The following is a 19761-nucleotide window of genomic DNA, read 5'->3' as shown; positions in this document are numbered from 1 at the left end:
CCGATCAGCCGCCGCAGTCGGGCAGCGCGGCGACGGCCGCGACCAGCCCGGCCGCGTCCGCCGGGCCGAGGACGAGGGTGACCTGCGGGACGTCGGCCACCCGCGACCCGCCCGTGCCCAGTGCAGCGGCCAGCCACTCGGCGCCGGCCGCTGAAGCCGCCGGGTGCTCGATGCCCGAGGCGGCGACCTCCCCGGTGCTCACCGCGCCGACGGTCAGCCCGGCCGCGGTCAGCCCCTCGGCCACCGCGGCGGCGACCGCCGGGTCGCCGGTGCCGTCGACCAGGTCGACCGTCGCCGGTGCTGCTCCGCCGAGGCAGGTGTCAGGGGCCGGCTCCGGGTCGGGCTCGGGCTCCGGGTCCGGCTCCGGTGCTGGCTCGACGCCGGGCTCGGGCGTCACCTCGGGCGCCGGCTCGGGGGCGGGCTGGGGGGCGGGCTCGGCGGGGGGTGTGGGCTCCTCGGTCGGTGCCGGCTCGTCGCGGGGCACCAGGTCCGGCGTCGCCTCGGGAGCCGGCTCGACAGGGGGCGCGGGCACCTCGGTCGGTGTCGGCTCGTCGCCGGGCCCGGGGACCACCTCGGGCGCGGGCTGCACGGGCGCGAGGTCCGCGGGAGGCGCCGGCTCCGCGGTCGGCTCGGGCTCCGCGGTCGGCTCGGGCTCCGTGGTCGGCTCGGGGTCCGCGGTCGGCTCGGGCTCGGCGGGCTGCAGCTGCTCCGGGGCGGCGGGCGCCGGCGGCACCACCGGGTCGGCAGCCGGCAGCTCCAGGGGCAGGGCTGGTGCCGGCGCAGCGAGCACCGGCGGACCGGGCACCGGCACCTCCGGCGCCCGCGGCTCCGGCGCCGCCACCACCGGCGGGTCGGGCACCGGCAGGGAAGGCGCGGGCAGAGCACGCGGGGGCAGGGCAGGCGGGGGCAGCACGGGCACCGGCAGGACCCGGGCCGGCGGGCGCACCGGAGCGGCGGGCGGCAGGTCCGGCAGCGGCGTCGTCCCGGCGTAGGTGGCGGCGAGCCGGAGCACCGAGGCGACGTACTCGTCGGAGTGGTTGTAGGCGAACACGGCGCGCGCCTGACCGGCCGGGCCGGTGAGGTCGCCGCCGGCCGCGCACAGGTAGTCCGCCGCGGCCGCGGCGGCGTCGAAGAGGGTGAACGGGTCCTCCACCCCGTCGCCGTCGCCGTCGGCGCCGTAGCGGGCCCAGGTCGCCGGGATGAACTGCATCGGGCCGACCGCCCGGTCGTAGACGGTGTCGCGGTCGTACCGGCCACCGTCGGAGTCCATGATCCGGGCGGTGCCGGCCCCGGTCAGCGGGATGCCCACGACCGGGGGCGTCGAGGTGCCGTCGGTGTGCAGGACCGCGCCGGCGAACCGGCCGTGGTTCGACTCCACCCGGCCGATCGCGGCGATCAGCGACCAGTCGATGTCGCAGTCGGCGCCGGCCGCGGCCCGGGCGTAGGCGGCCAGCGCGGTCGTCGGGATGCCGTTCCCGGCCAGCGGCGACGCCTCGCCGGCAGGGCGGGGCAGCGCGGGCGGCACCGCGACCGGATGCACCGGGTCGGCCGGCGCAGCGACCGGGGGAGCCGGCACGGGCAGATCAGGGGCTGTGGTGGGAGCGGCCGGCTCGACGTCGGGGCGGTCGGCAGCCGGCGGAGCGACGTCCGGGGCCGTGGCGCCCGGGACGACCGACCGGACGGGGCGGTCCTGGGGCGCTGGACCGGGGGTCGCACGTGCGGCCACCGGGGTGGCCGCGGTCGGGCTGGCGCTGGCGGCGGGCAGCACCGCCAGGACGGCGACCAGCGACCCGGCCGCCAGGCCCGCCCCGAGCCCGCGCCCGGCCCGTCGGCTCATGACGCGGCTGCCCGCGGGTGGCTGCACTGCTCGAGCTCCGGCACCGATGCTCCCCCTCGGCCGACCCTGCTGCCGAGCCCGCGACGTGCACCGGACGGCACACCGACACGGACGAGCCCGACCGTAGGCCGACCGGGCCACCGGCGCCATGCCCGCAGCTGAACTCCTGGGGTCGACGGAGCGGCCTACCGTGGTGCCGTGCCCGCCGACCAGCGCGATCCCGCCGCCGGCACCCCGGTGGGCCGGCGGGTCTTCCTCGGCCTCCTCGGCCTGGGGACGCTGGGCATCGTCACCGGCACCGCCCTGCAGGACGGGCTGAGCGCCGCGCTGGCACCGGTGCAGACCCGTGACCCGACGGGCCTGGTCTCGCTGCTCCCGCTCGGCAACACCTTCCGCTACTACTCCGTGACCGGGGCGGTCGACGAGCAGGACGCCGGCGACTACCGGTTGACCGTCGGCGGCCTGGTGCAGCAGCCGGGCCGGTTCACCCTGGCCGACCTGGCCGCGATGCCGCAGACCGAGCTGGTGCGCGACTTCCAGTGCGTCACCGGCTGGCGGGTGCCCGACGTCCGCTGGGCCGGCGTCCGGCTGTCGCACCTGATCGACCTCGCCGGCGCCGACGACCGCGCCACCGCGGTCCGGTTCACCTCCTTCGACGGCACCTACACCGAGAGCCTCACGCTGGAGCAGGCCCGGCGGGACGACGTCCTGGTGGCGCTGCAGATGCTCGACGGACCGGTGACCCACGACCACGGCGGTCCGGTGCGGCTGTTCGTGGCACCGATGTACGGCTACAAGAGCCTGAAGTGGCTGTCGGGGATCGAGCTGACCCGCGACGTCGAACCGGGGTACTGGGAGGACCGCAGGTACTCGGTCGACGCCTGGGTGGGTTCCTCCAACGGCCGGGCCGATGACCCGACCGGCTGACGCCCCGCCCGCCGAGCCCGAGTTCGCCCGGTTCGGCCGGCCGGCGCGGTGGGTGCACGGGCTGGTCGGCGTGCTGGTGCTGGTCTGCATCGCCACCGCGGCCGTGCTCTACAACAGCTCGCTGCAGGTGCTGGTCGGGCACCGGCGGGCGGTCGAGCTGGTGCACGTCTGGGCGGGCTGGGCGCTGCCGGTTCCGCTGCTGGCCGGGCTGCTGTCGGCCGGCTACCGCGCGGAGCTGCGCCGGCTGGACCGGTTCACCCGGCACGACTGGCGGTGGCTGCGCTCCCGCACCCGCCGGGACGGCCGCATCCCGGTGGGCAAGTTCAACGCCGGGCAGAAGCTGAACGGGTCGCTGAGCGCCGGGGCCATCGCCGTCCTGCTGCTGTCCGGCGCGTTCATGCAGGCCACCGACCTGGCGCCGCTGGCCTGGCGCACCGGGGCCACCCTGATGCACGACTGGTTCGCCCTCGCCCTGGGCCTGCTGGTGCTCGGCCACCTCTCGTTCGCCCTCCGCGACCCGATCGCGATGCGCAGCCTGCGCACCGGCACGGTGCCCCGCCGCTGGGCCCGGCACGAGCACCCGGCCTGGGCCGAGGAGCTCGAGGACCGCTGAGCGGTCGGCGCTGAGCGGTCAGCGGTCGCGCGGGTAGCCGAAGAACCCGCGCTTGCGGATCAGGCCGCTCACCTCGGGCGGCACCATGGCCTCCCACGACTCGTCGTCGGTGGGGATCCGCCGGAGCACGTCCCGGCTGAGGATCGGCAGGTGGGCGGGGTCGTAGTCGTCGAGCCCGACGAAGCTGCCGCGGCGGGCGAGGTAGTCGAAGAGCGGCTGCAGCTCGTCGGCCACCTGGACGGTGTCGACGGTGACGACCTCGCCGTCCCGGAGCATCGGGTGCACGAACAGCCGGAGGTCGTTCTTCAGCAGCCGGCCGAAGCTCTCCAGGATCCCGCCCGGCAGGTGCGCGTGGGTGGCCTCGTCGAACATGTCGATCAGGCTCGGGACGCCCATGACCATGCCGATCCGCCGGTCGGTGCGCCAGCTCAGGTAGGCGGCGAGCCGGTGGTAGGCGAGGAAGTCCGAGATCAGCACCGTCAGCCCGCAGGCGGCCAGCAGGTCGGCGCGGGCCAGGAAGTCGCGCCGGTCGACGACGTCCCCGCCGGCGCGCAGGTTGGCCATGGTGAGCTCGGTGAGCAGCAGGACCTCCTGCTCGTCGACCGCGGGGTCCTGCACGAACTTCTCCTGCGCCTGCTCCAGCATGGCGATGTTGACCACCGTGGGCGGGCGGAAGCTGCCGCGCTCGACCAGGATCGCCCGCTTCCGGAGCACCTCGCTGGGCTGCAGCACCTGGCGGTCGGGGCCGAACATCGCCGCGCCGCTGAGCCCGAGCTGGACCAGCTTCAGCGCCATCAGCCGGTTGTCGACGGCCCGGAACTCGATGCCGCGCAGCTCGATCATGTCGATCTCGATCCGGCCGGTGGTGAGCCGGTCGAGCAGGTTCTCCACCAGCTGCTCGGGCTCGTGGTGCAGGAAGAACGCGGCGTGCAGCAGGTTGACCCCGACCACGCCCAGCGCCTCCTGCTGGAGGGCGGCCTCGTCGTCGAGCATCCGCACGTGGACGACGACCTGACTCGCCTCGTCGCGCGGGTGGGACTGGAACTTCACGCCCATCCAGCCGTGGCACTCGTTCCCGCCGCGGTAGCTGCGCGCGACGACGGTGTCGGCGAAGGCGAAGAAGGCCGTCTCGTCACCGCGCTGGTCGCTCAGCCGGTCGAGGTTCAGCTGGTACTCGTGGTCGAGCATCGCCTGCAGCCGGCCCTTGGAGACGTACCGGTCGGACTTGCCGTAGACGGCGTCGCTGACCGACATGTCGTAGGCCGACATCGACTTCGCGACCGTGCCGGCGGCCCCGCCCGCGCGGAAGAACCAGCGGGCGACCTCCTGGCCGGCGCCGATCTCGGCGATCGTGCCGTACCAGCGGGGGTCGAGGTTGATCTGCAGCGCCTTCTGCAGGGTGTCCGCGCCGGCGTCCATGGGGGCTCCTGTCGTGGTTGCCGCTCGGCTGTGGCGGGAGGGTAGCGGCCACGGGTGGACACCGCGTGTCGATCGGACGACGACCCGTAACACGGCCCGGCTAGCGTCCGCGGCTCCAGCGGGTGGAGGGGGTCGGTCGGGTGTCCAGGCAGCGTCCGCCCGCGCCGTGGGTGCAGGCCCTGGCCAGCGCCCGCGACACCCCGTCCCAGGCGCTGGTGCTCGAGGAGCTGCGGGCGGTCATCCTGTCCGGACGGGTGCCGCCGGGTGCCGCGATCCCGGTGGATGACGTCGCGGCCCGGTTCTCCCTCAGCCACATCCCGGTGCGCGAGGCGCTGAAGACGCTGGTGGCCGAGGGGCTGGTCGAGCACCAGCCGCGCGGGGCTTACGTCGTCGCCAGGCTGACCCGCGCCGAGCTGGCCGAGCTGTACGTCGTCCGGGCGAGCCTGGAGACGGCGGCGCTGCCCACCGCGGTGGCCCGGGCGACGGCCGAGGACGTCGGGGTCGCGGCGACGGCGCTGCGGGCGTTGGAGGCGGCCAACGCGACCGGCGGCGTGGCCGACCACCACCGGTGGAGCCGCCGGTTCCACCTGGCGCTGATCGAGCCGTGCCGGATGCACCGGCTGCTGCAGATGTTCGAACGGGCCTGGAACGTCACCGAACCGGGCCGGCCCATGTCGCACGCGTCGGCGGCCGCCACCGCCGCGCTCGCCGACGACCACGTGGCCATGCTCGACGCCTTCGCCGCCCGGGACGCCGACGCGCTGATCGCCCTCACCGGCGTGCACTACGCCCGGCTGCAGGACGTCGTGGCGGGCATCCCCGAGCACGGCTGATCTCCTGCTGCCGATCCGCCGCCGCGGATATACCCGCGGGGACACGCGTGGGCAACACCTGCTCCCTAGCGTTCGCGCCGTCGATCCCGGACGGCCGACCCCCCGGCGCCTCCCGGGCACGACGCGCTCGTCACCCGCCGCTGCCGCACCAGCCGACGATCCGCAGGAGCCCCCATGACGACCACCTCGCCCGAGCCCACGGCGCTCGACCCCGACGTCCCGCCCGGCCACTCCGGGACAGCGCCGTCCGCGGCCGCCCCCGGTGGAGCGCTGATCGGCGCCGACTACGACCCCCGGCTCACCAACGAGGACCTCGCGCCGCTGCGTCAGCAGCGCTGGGGCTCCTACAACATCTTCGCGTTCTGGATGTCCGACGTGCACAGCGTCGGCGGGTACGTCACCGCCGGCAGCCTGTTCGCGCTGGGCATCGCCGCCTGGCAGGTGCTGGTCGCGCTCGTGGTCGGGATCGTCATCGTCCAGGTGTTCGTGAACCTGGTCGCCAAGCCCAGCCAGAAGACCGGCGTCCCGTACCCGGTGATCAACCGGGCGGTGTTCGGGGTCAAGGGCGCGAACATCCCGGCGATCATCCGCGGCCTGATCGCGGTCGCCTGGTACGGGGTGCAGACCTACCTGGCCGCGAGCAGCCTGAACATCATCTGGCTGAAGTTCGTCCCCGGCGCCGAGTCGCTGCTCGAGCCGTCGTTCCTGGGGCTGGCCGCGCTGGGCTGGATCTCCTTCGCGGTGCTGTGGGTGGCCCAGGCCGCCCTCTTCTGGCGGGGCATGGAGACGATCCGGCGGTTCATCGACTTCGCCGGCCCGGCCGTCTACGTCGTCATGATCGTGCTGGCGGTCTACCTGGTGTCCCAGGCCGGCTGGTCGAACATCGACCTGAGCCTGCACACCGGCCCCACGCTGAGCGGCTGGGCGACGGTCTCCACGATGCTCGGCGCGATCGCGCTGGTCGTCTCCTACTTCTCCGGCCCGATGCTGAACTTCGGCGACTTCGCCCGCTACGGCAAGAGCTTTGCCGCGGTCAAGCGCGGCAACCTGCTCGGGCTGCCGCTGAACTTCCTGTTCTTCTCGATCCTCACCGTCGTCTGCGCCTCGGCGACCGTTCCGGTGTTCGGTGAGCTGATCACCGACCCGATCGCCACCGTCGAGGCCATCGACTCCACGTTCGCGATCCTGCTCGGCGGGCTGACCTTCGTCGTCGCGACCGTGGGCATCAACATCGTCGCCAACTTCATCGCCCCGGCCTTCGACTTCTCCAACGTCTCGCCGCAGAAGATCAGCTGGCGGGCCGGCGGGATGATCGCCGCCGTGGGCTCGGTGCTGCTCACCCCGTGGAACTGGTACGACAGCGCCGAGGGCATCCGCTTCACCCTGGGCATCCTGGGCAGCCTCATCGGCCCGCTGTTCGGCATCCTGATCGCCGGCTACTACCTGGCCAGCCGGCAGCGGATCGCCGTCGACGACATGTACTCGATGGCTCCGACCGGCCGGTACTGGTTCCGCGGCGGCTACAACCCGAACGCCGTCATGGCGGTGGTCGGCGCCGGGGTGCCGACGGTCCTGCTCACGCTGTTCGCCTCGGTGGGCGACTACGGCTGGTTCATCGGCTGCGGGCTGGGCTTCTTCCTCTTCGCCCTGCTGGAGCGGGTGCGGCCGATGATCGTGCCGCTGGACACGGCCGAGCCCGGCGTCTCCGACGGGACCGTGGCGTAGGCGGAGGACCCCACCCTCCCCGCGACGGGGCCGACGGACAGATCGCAGAGAGGTGTTCCGTGCTCATCCAGGTCGTCAACCCGAACACCACCGCGTCGATGACCGACCTGATCGGGCGCAGTGCCCGGGCCGCCGCCGGCCCGGGCACCGCGGTCGTCGCCGTCCACCCGGAGATGGGGCCGGCGTCCATCGAGAGCCACTACGACGAGGCGCTGGCCGTGCCTGGTCTGCTCGCACGGATCGCGGCCGGCGAGGCCGCAGGCGCCGACGGCCACGTCGTCGCCTGCTTCGGCGACCCGGGGCTGGACGCCGCCCGGGAGCTGGCTGCTGGTCCGGTCGTGGGGATCGCCGAGGCCAGCATGCGGACGGCGACGTACCTGGGCCGGACGTTCGGCGTCGTCACCACCCTGCAGCGGACCACCGGCCGGGCGTGGGAGCTGGCCGGCCGGTACGGGGTGCGGGAGCAGTGCCGGACGGTGCGCGCGGTGGAGATCCCGGTGCTGGCGCTGGAGAGCGACCCGGCGGCGCGCTCCCGGATCGCGGCCGAGTGCGCGGACGTCGTCGGCACCGACGGCTGCGACGCGATCGTGCTCGGCTGTGCCGGGATGGCCGACCTCGCCGCCGAGCTGACGGTGCGGATCGGGGTGCCGGTGGTCGACGGCGTGGCCGCCGCGGTGACGATCGTCGAGGGGCTGGTGCGGCTCGGGCTGTCGACCGGCAAGCGCGGGGAGTTCGCCGCTCCCCCGCCGAAGCGGTACACGGGCGCGCTCGAGCAGTTCGGCGTCGGGGCGCCCGTGGCCGCACCGGAGTGGGAGGTCAGCCGGTGACGGCCAGGCCGGTGGTCACCGGGTCGTGGTAGCGGACGCGGACGTCGGGGACGCCGTTGCGCGGGTCGCCGGCGATCCAGGCCTGGTCGCGGCCGGCGTGCTTGGCGCAGTAGGTGGCCCGGTCGGCGTCGGCGATGGCCTGCTCGACGGTCTGGCCGGCGCGGTAGACGGCGAGGCCGGCGGAGAAGGTGACGCCGAGGTCGGCCTGGGCCGCGGCCGCCCGGAGCCGCCGGACGAGCTCCTCGCCGCACCGGCCGTCGCCGCAGCGCAGCAGGACGAGCATCTCCTCGCCACCGGAGCGCGAGGCCCGGTCCCGGGTGCGCAGCTGCTGCTGCAGGAGCCGACCGAAGGTGGCGAGCACGACGTCGCCGACGGCGTGCCCCTGCTCGTCGTTGACCAGCTTGAAGTGGTCGAGGTCGAGGACGACGAAGACGTCGCCCGGTTCGGCCTCGGTGAGGAAGCGGGCCTGGCCGCGGCGGTTGGCCAGGCCGGTGAGCGGGTCGACGAGGTTGTCGGCGCGCAGCTGCTCGACGAGCTCGCGCTGCCGGGACTGCAGCCGGTGCAGCAGCTCGCTGAGGACCAGCCAAGCCAGCGCGACGAAGGCGGTGCGGAGGACGAGCGGCGAGGTGACCGCGCCGAGCGTGCCGAAGTAGGCGGGCAGCGCCAGCGGGAGCAGCACCCACCCGCCCCGCGCCGGGAGGAAGAGGCCGGCGTAGGCGAAGCAGAGCACGAAGAAGCCGACCAGGACGCCGGCCAGCTCGGGCACCGCGTCGGTGACCATCACGAGGGCGGCCATCGAGACGACGGGGAAGGCGAGCAGCGCCCACGGCGACCAGCGCTGCCAGGGCAGGGCGAAGCTCAGCCACACCGCGACCAGGTGGAAGGCACCGACGGCGGCCAGCTGCGGCCACTGCACCGCGGTCGGGTGCAGCACGGCGAGGGCCAGGGCCGTCGCCAGCAGCGAGCCGAGTCCGAGCATGCGGCCGTAGCCCACGGCCTCACCGCCGCGCCACCACCAGCCCGGCAGGGCGCGGGAGGGCACGGGGCGGGACGGTCGGCGGGTCCTCACGCCTGCTGGATCGGTACGGCAGGTGCCCGACTGGAGCGCCACACACCGATCCCCTCCCGAGGGATGAGGGCGCGGCCCGTCCGGTGCCGGTCACGGTGGTCGGCGCGGCTCAGACGAGCAGCGGTGTGCCGATCACGATCTCGGTGCCGTCGGGTCGCCAGGTGCGCCACCGCCCGCCGGGTCGTCGTTCGACCCGGAACCCGTGGTGGACCTTGGTGTGGTGGCGTTCGCACAGCAGCGCGGAGTTGTCGAGGCTGGTCTCGCCCTCATCGGCGACCCACTCGCGTAGGTGGTGGACGTCGCACCAGTGCGTGGGTGCCGCGCAGCCGGTGAACACGCAGTGCCCGTCCCGCTGCTCCACCGCCCGCCGCAGGTGCGGTGGAACGACCCGCTTCTCCCGGCCCACGTCCAACGGCAACCCATCCGGGCCCATCACGAGCCGAGAGATGCTGGCGTCGCAGGCCAGCCAGCGAGCCCGGGCGGCGGAGATCCGGGCACCGAACCCCGTCCGCGCCGCCCCCGGCCCCGTCGTGCCCGTGTCGGTGAGGTCGTCGACGTCGATGGTGACCACCAGGTGCGGCTTCACCGTCCGCAGAGTGGGCAGGGTGCCGGCGGCGAGCTGGTTGTCGCACAACTGCACCAGGGCGTCGGCGTTCTGCTGCGCCCGGGTGCGGTCATCACCCAGCGGGCCGGTTCGCCTGCACGATCGACTCGATCGCCGCCTGCACCTTCTCCCCACCCACCGCATCCAGGTCGAACCGGCCGCTGACGCTGCCATCCGCGTGCTTGGCGATGCTCAGTCGACGCCCCTCGGTGGGGTCCGGCTCGGTGCCGTCGGGGTCGAGCGCTTCGAGGTAGTGGTGCACCGCCTGCGCCAGCCGCTCGTGCGCCGGGGACTGCGCCACCTCGGCCAGCGCCCGGTCCACCGCACCCAGATCCACTCCCTGCGCCTCGGCCGCCGCCCGCTGCTCCTCCCCCGCGATCGGGGCGATCGTCGCCACCTGACCAGCGGTCAGCGCACCGTCGGCGAACGCCGCCGCCGTGGCCGGCAGGTGCTCCAACGCCCGGCCGGTCCGCACCACCCGCCCCGCCTCAACCGTCGACAGGCGGGCGTGCCCGCGCAACCACGAGGCCATCGACTTCAACCCGTCGTGCTCCGCCGCCCCGGCCAACTCGCACTGCCGGACCGTGCGAGCGACCTCAGCCGCGATCCCGTTCTGCAACACCAGCAACGGACCCAGCCGCTCCAACAACGCCGGCCCGAACAGATGGGTCAGGTCCTCCGCGGCGAGGGCGTCCACGGCCGACTGCAACTCGCCCACGACACCTCCCGACCGCTTCGAACACCTGTACGGAGTCTAGCGCGTCACGAGGTGGTCCACCAGGCATATCCCCAGGTCAGACGCGCGTCCACAGATCTCGGCCAGCCCTTGACAGACCGTGCGACCGGCGCCGAGGAGCGGCGCCGGCCGCGACGAGCAGGTCAGCGGTTGGTGCGCCCCAGGTCGACCGGGAGCTGGATGCCGGTGACGTGCCGCGCCTCGTTGGACGCGAGCCAGGCCACGGCCGCGGCGATGTCGTCGGCCTGGCTGACCGGGTCGGGCAGCTGCCCCATGTAGAGGGTGCTCAGCGTCGGGCTGGCGTCCTGGATCATCGGGAACAGCTCGGGCACGGTGAGGCCGGTCTGCACGCCGTGCGGGTGCACGGTGTTGACCCGGATGCGGTACTCGGCGAGCTCGTTGGCCAGCGTCTTGGCCAGGCCGGTGACGCCGTGCTTGGCGGCCACGTAGCCGGCCAGGTAGGGCAGCCCGCGGAGCCCGGCGACCGAGCTGGTGAAGATGATCGCCCCGCCGGTGCCCTGCTCGATCATGATCGGGATCGCGACCTTGGCGGTGTGGAACGGCCCGGTCAGGTTGGTGTCGATCTGCTCCTTCCAGTGCGCCGCGTCGATCTCCCAGGTCCTCGCCGCGGTCGTCGTCCCGGCGTTGGCGATGACGACGTCGAGCCGGCCGAGCTCGGCGACCCCGGCGTCCAGGGCCGCCTTCAGGGCGTCGTAGTCGCGGATGTCGGCCTGGGTGGCGACGATCCGGCGGTCCAGCGCCTCGACCAGGCGGACCGTCTCGGCGAGGTCCTCCGGGCTCGCGCCCTCGTACTGGGTCTCCGGCACCTGGGCGGCGATGTCGACGGCGATGACGTCCGCCCCCTCGGCGGCCAGCCGCACCGCCTCGGCCCGCCCCTGCCCGCGGGCGGCGCCGGTGATGAAGGCGACCTTCCCCTCGAACCGCCGGGCGATCGGGTCGTGCGGCACGGGCGCTTCCGGAACCGGGTTGGTCATCGCGTCGTCCTCCAGGTCTGCGTCGTCGCGTGGGCCGAGCGGCCCGCGCCGGACTCTGCCACCTTGGTGGCACTCTGTGCCACGAACAGCGACGACGGTGCCCCCGGCCGACCGGGGGCACCGTCGCAGCCGGGTGCGGTCAGCCGACCGGCTCCAGCGGCAGGCCGGCGTAGTTCTCGGCCAGCATCCGGGACGCGGACGGCGAGCTGACGACCATCTCCAGCTCGGCCGTCTGCCGGCGCCGGTCGAAGTCCGTCACGTCGGAGAACCGGTGGAGCATCGAGGTCATCCACCAGGAGAAGTGCTGGGCCCGCCACACCCGGGCGAGCGCGGTCTCGGTGTAGGACTCGAGCAGCCGGGAGTCGTGGTCGGCGAACCGCGCGCCCAGCGCCCGGTCCAGCACGTAGACGTCGGCCATCGCGAGGTTGAGGCCCTTCGCGCCGGTGGGCGGCACGGTGTGCGCGGCGTCGCCGGCGAGGAAGAGCCGCCCGTACTGCATCGGCTCGCAGACGAAGCTGCGGAAGTGCAGCACGTCCTTCTGGAAGATCCGCCCGGTGGGCACGCTGATGCCCGCCTCCGTGACCCGGGCCTGCAGCTCCGACCAGATGCGGTCGTCGGACCAGTCGTCAGCCGACGTCGCCGGGTCGCACTGGAAGTAGAGCCGCTGCACCTGGGGCGACCGGGTGGAGATCAGGGCGAAGCCGCGCTCCGAGCGCGCGTAGACCAGCCCCTCCGCCGTCGGGGGCGCCTCGGCGAGGATGCCGAACCAGGCGAACGGGTACTGGCGGAAGTAGTCCGTCCGCACGCTGCCCTCGGGGATGAGGAAGCGGGTGGAGGTCCGCGACCCGTCGCAGCCGACCACCACGTCGCACTCCACCCGCACCCGGCGCCCGTGCTCGGTGAAGTCGACGGTGGGCCGGTCGGTGTCGACGTCGGCCACCGTGGTGCCGCTGATCCCGAAGCGGAGGTCCCCGCCGTCGGCCAGCCGGCGGGCGATGAGGTCCTTGAGCACCTCGTGCTGGGCGTAGACGGTCACCCTGCGGCCGCCGGTCAGCTCCGCCATGTCGACCTGCCGCAGCTCGCCGCCGAAGGCGAAGTTGATCCGGTCGTGCGGGGCACCCTCCCTGCCCAGCCGCTCCCCCACCCCGGTCTGCTGCAACAGGTCGACCGTCGACTGCTCGAGCACCCCGGCCTTGATCGTCGCCTCGATCTCCTCACGGGTGCGCACGTCGACCACGACGGAGTCGATGCCGCGGAGGTGGAGCAGGTGGGACAGCATCAGACCGGCCGGTCCGGCGCCGATGATCGCGACCTGGGTGCGCATGACTGATCTCCTCGTCGAGACAGGGGGACGTGCGGACGACACCGCGGGCGCGGGTGCGCCGGCGGCGGCTCAGGGGAGGGCGACGGCGTGGCGCAGAGCGCGACCACGCGGTCGGGTGGAGCACTCACCCTCGCGAGCGGCGAGGGGCTCCTGCTCCGGGTCCGTCAGCGGACCCGGGCACTCAGTGGCGGGGAGCCACCTGGCGTACGGCTGCGCCGTACGCCTCGGGTACGGCTACCGCACCCGACTGCCCGCGGTGGCCCCGGCACGGCCGTCCACCGAGCACGTCCACGACGACGTCCGCGGCGAGGCGGGCTCCCGTCGAGTGGCTGGCGGACAAGGACGACCTCCGGAGCTGGCCCGCGAGGGGCTGAGGCAGACCGATCCGGCCTGCGTGGCCCTGATCCTGGGCCGCCAGGCCGGGAGGAGGCCAGCACCTCTTCCGGGCTGCGGAAACGCGGCCGACCCCGAGGTGGCGAGCCTGCGGAGCCGGCCGAGCCCACGCCCGCCGCCGGCTGACGAGCCCTAGTCCGGCGCGACCCCGGCCAGCCCGAGGGTGCGGACCAGGTCGAACCGGGAGGCGTCCTCGGTGCCCGGCTCCGCGGTGTAGGCGACGATGCGGAGGTCGGTGCCAATCGCGGTGAGGACGTCGCAGTCGAGGGTCACCTCGCCGACGAGCGGGTGCACGAAGGTCTTCGACTGGAACCGGTGCTCGACGACGGTGCCCTCGGCCCAGAGCTGCGCGAAGCGCGGGTACGCCTGCAGCTCGGCGAGCACCGCCCGGACGGCCGGGTCGTCCGGGTAGCGGATCAGCGCCGTCCGCAGGTCGGACACCAGCGCCCGCTCGTGCCGCTCGTGGTCCGCGGGGTCCCACACCACCTCCGGCGCCGCACCGGCGAACTGCGCGAGGACCAGGTTCGAGCCCGGCCGCATCGGCCCGAGCAGCGCGGTCCACGCCGCATTGGCGGTGAGCAGCGTCCAGTGCGCGGTCCAGACGCCGACCGCGACGTCCGGGAGCCGGGCCAGGAGCCGTTGCACGCTGGCCGGGATGTGCGTGGGCACGGCGCTGGGCAGCGGGACGGGCAGGCCGGCGGCGAGGTGCAACTGGTCGCGTTCGAGGTCGGAGAGCTGCAGCACCCGGGCCAGCGAGGTGACGACCTGCGCCGAGGGGCGCTCCGCACGCCCCTGCTCCAGGCGGACGAGGTAGTCGACCGAGACGCCGGCCAGCAGCGCGACCTCCTCCCGCCGGAGTCCGCTGGTGCGGCGGTTCCCGACGGGGAACCCCACCGCGGCGGGCTGCAGCCGCTCCCGCCACGCGCGCAGCAGCGCTGCGAAGTCACCTCGGTCGGCCATGCGCCCATCGTCGTCCATCGCCGGCGGGCTGGGTGGTACTGGCGGTCATACGGTCGCAGGGGACCATCGACGTCCGCTCCGACCGCGGCATCGTCGGGTCCATGACGACGACGTTGATCACGGGCGGCAACAAGAGCCTCGGCTACGAGACGGCGCGGCGGCTGAAGGACGCCGGCCACCGGGTGGTCATCGGCGCCCGCGACGCGGAGCGCGGACGGCAGGCGGCCGAGGAGCTCGGTGTGGAATGGGTGGCGATCGACGTGACCTCCGACGACTCGGTCGCCACGGCGGCGGAGGAGGTGCGCGAGCGCTTCGGCGGGCTGGACGTGCTGGTCAACAACGCCGGCATCTCCGGGCCGTTCGCCGCCGTCGACGAGTTCGACGGGCCGTCGGTGCTGGCCGTCCTGGACACGAACACGGTCGGCGTCGTCCGGACGACGCACGCGTTCCTGCCGCTGCTGCGCGAGTCGGCGGCGCCGGTGGTGGTGAACGTGACCAGCGGGCTCGGCTCGTTCACCGTGCGGTCCGACGAGTCGCGCATCGAGCACTCGCTGCCGACGCTCGGCTACTCGGCCAGCAAGGCGGCGGTCAACATGATCACCTCGGTCTACGCCCAGTTCCTCCCCGAGCTGCGGGTCAACACGGTCGACCCGGGCTACACGGCGACCGACTTCAACGGCCACTCCGGCCCGCAGACCGTCACCGAGGGCACCGACGCGATCGTCGCGATGGCGTCCATCGGCGCGGACGGCCCGACCGGCACCTTCACCGACCGGCACGGCGCCGTCGGTTGGTGACCTGCGCGGGGCGGCCCCCGCCGGGGCGCCCCGCGCCCGTCACGAGTCGGTGGCGGCGGCGGTGTCCCGCTGCGCGCGGACGGCGTCCAGCCGGGCCTCGAGTGCCGCGGTCATCCCGGCCCACGAGTCACTGCCGAGCACGAGCCGGAGCGGCGCGGGGTCCCGGTCCACGCTGTCGATCATCGCGGCGGCCATCCGGGCCGGGTCCCCGACGACACCGGGCGGCCCGCCGTCCCGGAAGGCGCGCACCGCCGCGGCCGGCGAGACGTCGTAGGCGTCGAGCGGCTCGGCGAACCGCAGTCCGCCGGCGCCGAAGTCGGTGCGCGCGCCACCGGGCTCGACGATGGTGACGCCGATGCCGAACGGCGCCACCTCCGGGGCCAGTGCCTCGCAGAAGCCCTCGATGCCCCACTTCGAGGCGTTGTACAGCGAGGAGCCCGGCCACGCGGCCTGGCCGGCCATCGACGACAGCTGGAGGACCCGCCCGCCGCCGGCGGCACGCAGGTGCGGGAGCGCGGCGCGGATGAGCTGGACGGAGCCGAGCAGGTTGGTGTCGAGCTGGTGGCGGACCTGCTCGTCGGTGAGCTCCTCGGCCGCGCCGAACAACCCGTACCCGGCGTTGCTGACGACGACGTCGAGCCGGCCGAAGCGGGCCTGCGCGTCGTCCACGACCGGGCGGATGCGGTCGGTGTCGGTGAGGTCGAGGTGCTGGACGGCGAAGGTGCCGGGGTGGGTGCCGACGAGGTCGGCGACCGCGTCGGACCGCCGGACGGTGCCGACGACGCGGTCGCCGCGGGCGAGGAGCTGCTCGGCGAGCTGGCGGCCGAAGCCGCTGCTCACCCCGGTGACGAGCCAGGTTCGTGTCATGCGCCCAGCGTCGGGAGGCGGTGCGCCGGCAACCAGGCCCCCGGTGAGGGGGGTGCCGGCAGGGACAGCCAGGGAAGTGGCGCGGGGACCTACCGTTCGGGCGTGGCGGAGAACCTGCTCGGTGAGTACCTGCGTGCCCGGCGCGAGCAGGTGCGCCCGCAGGACGTCGGGATCGCGGTGACCAACCACCGCCGCGTGCCCGGGCTGCGCCGTGACGAGCTGGCGATGCTGGCCGGGGTGAGCACCGAGTACTACACGCGCTTGGAGCAGGGGCGCGACCGGCGTCCTTCGGCGCAGGTGCTCGACGCGGTGGCGCGGGCGCTGGGCCTGGACGGCGCGTCGACCGGGCACCTGCACGACCTGGCGGACCCGGCACCCCGCCGCCGGCGCGCGCAGCGCCGTGCCGAGCGGGTGCGACCGAGCGTCACCCAGCTGATCGCGTCGTGGGACCACACGCCCGCATTCGTGCAGGGCCGCCACCTCGACGTGCTGGCGGCCAACCGGTTGGCCGTGGCGCTGTCGCCGCTGTTCACCCCGGGCACCAACCTGCTGCGGACCGTGCTGCTGGAGCCGGGCACCTCCGGCTCCCCGGCCGAGCTGGAGGCGACCGCCGCCGACCTGGTCGCCGTGCTGCGGAGCGCAGCCGGACCGGACGTCGACGATCCGCGGCTGGCCGAGCTGGTCGGCGACCTGTCGGTGCGCAGCGACCTGTTCCGGCGGCTCTGGGCCCGCCACGACGTGCGCCGGCATCCCGGCGGGGGCGTGTACCGGGTGCAGCACCCGCAGGTCGGTGACCTGGAGCTGCGCTACGACAAGTTCGCCGTCGCGGACGCCGACGACCAGGTGCTGGTGGTGTACCAGGCGGAGCCGGGTTCCCGGTCGGCCGAGTCGCTGGCGCTGCTCTCGACGATCGCCGGGGCTGCTGCGGCCGGTCCTCGGTCGGGGCACCGTGGTGGCCAGGCGTCCGACCCGGCGACCGCCCGCTCGGAGTGACGCACGGCGTTTCTTGACCCGGTCCAGGAAGCGGGCGAGGATCCTCCTCGTGACCGACCGCGCGGACCTCGAACGCGACCTGCGCGCCGCCGGCCTGCGGGTCACGCAGCCGCGCCTCGCGGTCCTGGACGCCGTCCACGCCCACCCCCACCTGGACACCGACGCCCTCATCACCGCCGCACGCACCCGCCTGGACGCGGTGTCGCACCAGGCGGTCTACGACGTCCTGCGGGTGCTCACCGACACCGGTCTCGTGCGGCGCATCCAGCCGCAGGGTTCGGTCGCCCGGTACGAGGCGCGGGTCGGCGACAACCACCACCACCTGGTCTGCCGGTCCTGCGGCGCGATCAGCGACGTCGACTGCGCCACCGGCGCGGCGCCGTGCCTGACGCCGTCCGGTGACGCCCCGGCCGGCTTCGTCGTCGACGAGGCCGAGGTCATCTACTGGGGCCGGTGCCTCTCCTGCGCCACCGCACCGGCCACCCCGTCCGCCACCGACCGTCCCGCAGAGAGAGGCACCACGTGACCGAGTACGACAAGTCCCAGGTCAGCACGGCCGACTACGACAAGACCGAGGTCGCCAAGGCCCAGTCGGAGAGCACCAGCGAGAGCGAGAACCCGGCGATCAAGGCGCCGCAGCCGGTCACCAACGGGCGCCCCCGCACCACCCGCGACTGGTGGCCCAACCAGGTCGACGTCCAGGTGCTGAACAAGACCTCCAAGGACTCCGACCCGCTCGGCGTGGACTTCGACTACAAGGCCGCGGTGGCCACGCTGGACGTCGAGGCGGTCAAGCGCGACGTCGTCGAGGTCATGCGCACCTCGCAGGACTGGTGGCCGGCGGACTGGGGCCACTACGGCCCGCTCTTCATCCGGATGTCCTGGCACGCCGCGGGCACCTACCGCATCGCCGACGGCCGCGGTGGCGGTGGCGAGGGCGGGCAGCGCTTCGCCCCGCTGAACAGCTGGCCGGACAACGCCAACCTGGACAAGGCCCGTCGGCTGCTGCTGCCGGTCAAGCAGAAGTACGGCCGCAAGCTCTCCTGGGCCGACCTGCTGGTGCTCGCCGGCAACGTCGCGCACGACGACATGGGCCTGAAGACCTTCGGGTTCGCCTTCGGCCGCGCCGACACCTGGCAGCCCGGTGAGGTGTTCTGGGGGCCGGAGGACACCTGGCTCGGCGACGAGCGCTACGCCGACGACGCCCCGCTGGACCTGGAGGACGGCCACCTCGCCGCCGTCACCATGGGCCTGATCTACGTCAACCCGGAGGGCCCGCAGGGCCGGCCGGACCCGCTGGCGTCCGCGCACGACATCCGCGTCACCTTCAGCCGGATGGGCATGAACGACGAGGAGACCGTCGCGCTGATCGCCGGCGGCCACACCTTCGGCAAGACCCACGGCGCGGGCAACCCCGAGCTGGTCGGCCCCGAGCCCGAGGGCTGCCCGGTGCACGGCAACGGCATCGGCTGGGTCAGCCAGTACGGCACCGGCAAAGGCGCCGACACCATCACCAGCGGCCTCGAGGGCGCCTGGACGCCGACGCCGACGACGTGGGACAACACCTACTTCGAGATGCTGTTCAGCTACGACTGGGAGCTCACCGAGAGCCCGGCCGGCGCCAAGCAGTGGAAGCCGAAGGACCCCGAGGCGCAGGAGCTCGTGCCGGACGCGCACATCGAGGGCAAGAAGAACGCCCCGATGATGGCGACCACCGACCTGGCCCTCATGGCCGACCCGGGGTTCCGCGAGATCTCCGAGCGGTTCTACGCCGACCCGGAGTACTTCGCCGACCAGTACGCCCGCGCCTGGTTCAAGCTGCTGCACCGCGACATGGGCCCGAAGAGCCGCTACGTCGGCCCGGACGTGCCGGCCGAGGAGCTCATCTGGCAGGACCCGGTGCCGGCCGTCGACCACGAGCTCGTGGGCGAGGCGGAGATCGCCGACCTCAAGGCGCGCCTGCTCGCCTCGGGGCTGACCGTGTCGCAGCTGGTGCACACCTCCTGGTCGGCGGCGGCGTCCTACCGCGGCACCGACAAGCGCGGTGGGGCCAACGGCGCGCGGCTCCGCCTGCAGCCGCAGCTCGGCTGGGCCGCCAACCAGGGCGTCACCGACGTGCTGCCGGTGCTGGAGCAGGTGAAGAGCGACTTCGAGCAGCAGACCGGCAAGCGGGTCTCGCTGGCCGACCTGATCGTGCTCGGTGGCACCGCAGCGGTGGAGAAGGCCGCGGCCGACGCCGGTGTGCAGCTCACCGTGCCGTTCTCCCCCGGTCGCACGGACGCGAGCCAGGAGCAGACGGACGTCGAGAACTTCCGCTGGCTCGAGCCGCGGGCCGACGGCTTCCGCAACTACCTGCAGCCGGGCAGCAAGCTCCAGCCGGAGACGCTGCTGATCGACCGCGCGTACATGCTCGAGCTGACCGCGAAGGAGATGGTGGTGCTCCTCGGCGGCCTGCGGGTGCTCGGGGCGAACACCGGCGGTGTGCAGCACGGCGTGTTCACCGACCGGCCGGGCGTCCTGTCGCAGGACTTCTTCCGCAACCTGCTGGACCTCGGCGTCCAGTGGCGCACCTCGGTGGACGACGAGGACGTCTACGAGGGCCTGGACGCCGACGGGAACGTCGTCCGCACGGCCACCGCGGTCGACCTGGTGCTCAACTCCAACTCCATCCTGCGCGGCATCGTCGAGGTCTACTCGGGCGACGACATGCAGGAGGAGTTCGCCCAGGACTTCGCCGCCGCCTGGGTGAAGGTCATGGAGCTGGACCGCTTCGACCTGCGCTGACCCACCTCGCCGACGCCCCGGTCCGCCTCGTGCGGGCCGGGGCGTCTGCGTGTCCCCG

The 19761-nt window shown here is 74.0% G+C and carries 18 protein-coding genes; 9 read left to right on the top strand and 9 right to left on the bottom strand.

The window, feature by feature from the left end:
- Positions 1-4 precede the first annotated feature (4 nt).
- Positions 5-1837, bottom strand: coding sequence for a lytic transglycosylase domain-containing protein (locus tag HL054_RS02100; protein WP_369137032.1), 1833 nt, complete (start codon positions 1835-1837; stop codon positions 5-7).
- 198 nt (positions 1838-2035) lie between these two features.
- Here HL054_RS02100 and HL054_RS02095 point away from each other — a divergent pair, with 198 nt between their 5' ends.
- Both HL054_RS02095 and HL054_RS02090 read left to right on the top strand, forming a co-directional pair.
- Positions 2036-2764: a molybdopterin-dependent oxidoreductase gene (locus HL054_RS02095; protein ID WP_369137031.1), complete on the top strand. Its 729-nt coding sequence runs from the start codon at positions 2036-2038 to the stop codon at positions 2762-2764.
- Positions 2748-3377, top strand: coding sequence for a cytochrome b/b6 domain-containing protein (locus HL054_RS02090; protein ID WP_369137030.1), 630 nt, complete (start codon positions 2748-2750; stop codon positions 3375-3377). Before HL054_RS02095 ends, HL054_RS02090 begins: the two co-directional genes overlap by 17 nt.
- A gap of 18 nt (positions 3378-3395) precedes the next feature.
- Here the strand turns inward: HL054_RS02090 and HL054_RS02085 are convergent, their stop codons facing one another.
- Positions 3396-4796, bottom strand: a complete 1401-nt coding sequence (locus tag HL054_RS02085; RefSeq protein WP_369137029.1) for a TonB-dependent receptor — start codon at positions 4794-4796, stop codon at positions 3396-3398.
- Positions 4797-4936: 140 nt separating this feature from the next.
- Here HL054_RS02085 and HL054_RS02080 point away from each other — a divergent pair, with 140 nt between their 5' ends.
- The 3 genes from HL054_RS02080 to HL054_RS02070 all read left to right on the top strand — a co-directional run bounded on the left by HL054_RS02080 (position 4937) and on the right by HL054_RS02070 (position 8181).
- Positions 4937-5629: a GntR family transcriptional regulator gene (locus HL054_RS02080; protein ID WP_369137028.1), complete on the top strand. Its 693-nt coding sequence runs from the start codon at positions 4937-4939 to the stop codon at positions 5627-5629.
- Positions 5630-5803: 174 nt separating this feature from the next.
- Positions 5804-7354, top strand: coding sequence for an NCS1 family nucleobase:cation symporter-1 (locus tag HL054_RS02075; RefSeq protein ID WP_369137027.1), 1551 nt, complete (start codon positions 5804-5806; stop codon positions 7352-7354).
- 59 nt (positions 7355-7413) lie between these two features.
- Positions 7414-8181 (top strand): aspartate/glutamate racemase family protein, encoded by a 768-nt coding sequence (locus tag HL054_RS02070; RefSeq protein WP_369137026.1) that lies wholly within the window; start codon positions 7414-7416, stop codon positions 8179-8181.
- On the opposite strand, the gene HL054_RS02065 is transcribed toward HL054_RS02070, so the two are convergent.
- The 6 genes from HL054_RS02065 to HL054_RS02040 form a co-directional block, all read right to left on the bottom strand.
- On the bottom strand, positions 8171-9223 hold the full coding sequence (locus HL054_RS02065; protein ID WP_369137025.1) for a GGDEF domain-containing protein: 1053 nt from the start codon (positions 9221-9223) through the stop codon (positions 8171-8173). The two genes, HL054_RS02070 and HL054_RS02065, sit on opposite strands and share 11 nt — an antisense overlap.
- A 136-nt stretch (positions 9224-9359) precedes the next feature.
- On the bottom strand, positions 9360-9890 hold the full coding sequence (locus HL054_RS02060) for an HNH endonuclease signature motif containing protein (RefSeq protein ID WP_369137024.1): 531 nt from the start codon (positions 9888-9890) through the stop codon (positions 9360-9362).
- Positions 9891-9927: 37 nt separating this feature from the next.
- A complete protein-coding gene (locus HL054_RS02055) occupies positions 9928-10551 on the bottom strand; it encodes a DUF222 domain-containing protein (RefSeq protein WP_369137023.1) in 624 nt (207 codons plus the stop codon).
- A gap of 182 nt (positions 10552-10733) precedes the next feature.
- Positions 10734-11585 carry a mycofactocin-coupled SDR family oxidoreductase gene (locus tag HL054_RS02050; RefSeq protein ID WP_369137022.1) on the bottom strand — a complete coding sequence of 284 codons (852 nt, stop codon included), beginning with the start codon at positions 11583-11585 and terminating at the stop codon, positions 10734-10736.
- A 139-nt stretch (positions 11586-11724) separates the two neighbouring features.
- Entirely contained in the window at positions 11725-12909 is a 1185-nt protein-coding gene (locus HL054_RS02045; RefSeq protein ID WP_369137021.1) for a 4-hydroxybenzoate 3-monooxygenase, read from the bottom strand.
- Positions 12910-13434: 525 nt separating this feature from the next.
- On the bottom strand, positions 13435-14262 hold the full coding sequence (locus HL054_RS02040) for a helix-turn-helix transcriptional regulator (protein ID WP_369137020.1): 828 nt from the start codon (positions 14260-14262) through the stop codon (positions 13435-13437).
- A 101-nt stretch (positions 14263-14363) separates the two neighbouring features.
- On the opposite strand from HL054_RS02040, the gene HL054_RS02035 reads away from it, so the two are divergent.
- Positions 14364-15059 carry an SDR family NAD(P)-dependent oxidoreductase gene (locus HL054_RS02035; RefSeq protein ID WP_369137019.1) on the top strand — a complete coding sequence of 232 codons (696 nt, stop codon included), beginning with the start codon at positions 14364-14366 and terminating at the stop codon, positions 15057-15059.
- A 39-nt stretch (positions 15060-15098) separates the two neighbouring features.
- Here the strand turns inward: HL054_RS02035 and HL054_RS02030 are convergent, their stop codons facing one another.
- Positions 15099-15926: an SDR family oxidoreductase gene (locus HL054_RS02030; RefSeq protein WP_369137018.1), complete on the bottom strand. Its 828-nt coding sequence runs from the start codon at positions 15924-15926 to the stop codon at positions 15099-15101.
- Positions 15927-16028: 102 nt separating this feature from the next.
- Between HL054_RS02030 and HL054_RS02025 the strand changes: the two genes are divergently transcribed.
- The 3 genes from HL054_RS02025 to katG are packed head-to-tail and all read left to right on the top strand — an operon-like array spanning position 16029 to position 19703.
- A complete protein-coding gene (locus tag HL054_RS02025) occupies positions 16029-16919 on the top strand; it encodes a helix-turn-helix domain-containing protein (RefSeq protein WP_369137017.1) in 891 nt (296 codons plus the stop codon).
- A gap of 49 nt (positions 16920-16968) precedes the next feature.
- Positions 16969-17445: a Fur family transcriptional regulator gene (locus HL054_RS02020; protein ID WP_369137016.1), complete on the top strand. Its 477-nt coding sequence runs from the start codon at positions 16969-16971 to the stop codon at positions 17443-17445.
- Positions 17442-19703 carry a catalase/peroxidase HPI gene (gene katG, locus HL054_RS02015; protein WP_369137015.1) on the top strand — a complete coding sequence of 754 codons (2262 nt, stop codon included), beginning with the start codon at positions 17442-17444 and terminating at the stop codon, positions 19701-19703. The genes HL054_RS02020 and katG overlap by 4 nt, the downstream gene beginning before the upstream one ends.
- Positions 19704-19761: the final 58 nt, after the last annotated feature.

This window comes from Modestobacter versicolor (assembly GCF_041028285.1).
GTDB lineage: Bacteria > Actinomycetota > Actinomycetes > Mycobacteriales > Geodermatophilaceae > Modestobacter > Modestobacter versicolor_A.
Note: the sequence above shows the minus strand (reverse complement) of the source record. Positions and strands in the feature narration are given on the sequence as shown.

Coding starts and splice junctions, on each gene's coding strand:
- HL054_RS02040 (WP_369137020.1), bottom strand. CDS start 14,262: ATGGCCGACCGAGGTGACTTCGCAGCGCTGCTGCGCGCGTGGCGGGAG.
- HL054_RS02035 (WP_369137019.1), top strand. CDS start 14,364: ATGACGACGACGTTGATCACGGGCGGCAACAAGAGCCTCGGCTACGAG.
- HL054_RS02075 (WP_369137027.1), top strand. CDS start 5,804: ATGACGACCACCTCGCCCGAGCCCACGGCGCTCGACCCCGACGTCCCG.
- HL054_RS02090 (WP_369137030.1), top strand. CDS start 2,748: ATGACCCGACCGGCTGACGCCCCGCCCGCCGAGCCCGAGTTCGCCCGG.
- HL054_RS02100 (WP_369137032.1), bottom strand. CDS start 1,837: ATGAGCCGACGGGCCGGGCGCGGGCTCGGGGCGGGCCTGGCGGCCGGG.
- HL054_RS02085 (WP_369137029.1), bottom strand. CDS start 4,796: ATGGACGCCGGCGCGGACACCCTGCAGAAGGCGCTGCAGATCAACCTC.
- HL054_RS02030 (WP_369137018.1), bottom strand. CDS start 15,926: ATGACACGAACCTGGCTCGTCACCGGGGTGAGCAGCGGCTTCGGCCGC.
- HL054_RS02050 (WP_369137022.1), bottom strand. CDS start 11,585: ATGACCAACCCGGTTCCGGAAGCGCCCGTGCCGCACGACCCGATCGCC.
- HL054_RS02045 (WP_369137021.1), bottom strand. CDS start 12,909: ATGCGCACCCAGGTCGCGATCATCGGCGCCGGACCGGCCGGTCTGATG.